Genomic DNA, 835 nt, shown 5'->3' with positions numbered 1-835 from the left:
GCTATCAAGTGGGTGCTGACGAATTCTGGACCATTGTCACACCGTATCGCCATCGGTTTCCCACGCCATTCTATGATGTTGTCCAAAACACGAATCACACGCACCGTCGGTAGAGAGAAGTCGACCTCTATGCCCAAACCTTCGCGGTTGTAGTCGTCTATCACATTGAATAAACGGATACTACGACCATCGGCCAGTTGGTCATGCATGAAGTCCATGGACCAGACCTGGTTCATTGCTGCGGGCTGCGCCAAAGCCTGTGGTTTGTCTCTGCTAAGCCGCTTTTTGGGTTTGATTCGCAAATTCAGCTCCAGCTGGCGATAGATGCGATATACCCGCTTGTGGTTCCAGGTGTAGCCCTGCACATTGCGCAGATACAGGAAACACAAACCAAAACCCCAATTGCGCTGATTGTGCGTCAGGCGTATCAGCCAGTCTGCTATCTGGTTGTTTTCTGAAGACAGTCGGGCTTCGTACCGATAGCAGACCTGACTGACGGCAAACGCCGCGCAGGCTGTATTTATGCTGACAGCATGTTGTTGAACCGCCCATCGCGCCATCTCGCGCCGCTGAGATGGCTTTACCATTTTTTTTGCATGGCCTCCGCGATGATCTCCGCCTTGAGTTTCTCTTCAGCATACATCTTTTTGAGACGACGGTTCTCGTCTTCCAGTTCCTTCATCCTGGCCATCAGGGAGGCATCCATGCCCCCAAATTTGGACCTCCACTTATAGAATGTGGCTCCACTGATACCATGTTCACGACATAGTTCCGGCACTGGTGAGCCTGCTTCTGCCTGTTTCAATATGGCGATAATCTGGCTATCGCTGAATCT

General features: G+C 51.4%; 1 pseudogene. It reads right to left on the bottom strand.

Features of this window, described 5'->3' with window-relative positions:
* Window positions 1-835 (bottom strand): annotated as a pseudogene (locus ACO0LN_RS30245) (IS3 family transposase); the annotation flags it as partial.

It is taken from the genome of Undibacterium sp. TC9W (genome assembly GCF_049339865.1).
Taxonomy (GTDB): Bacteria; Pseudomonadota; Gammaproteobacteria; order Burkholderiales; family Burkholderiaceae_D; genus Undibacterium.
This window is presented reverse-complemented; position numbering and strand designations above follow the sequence as displayed.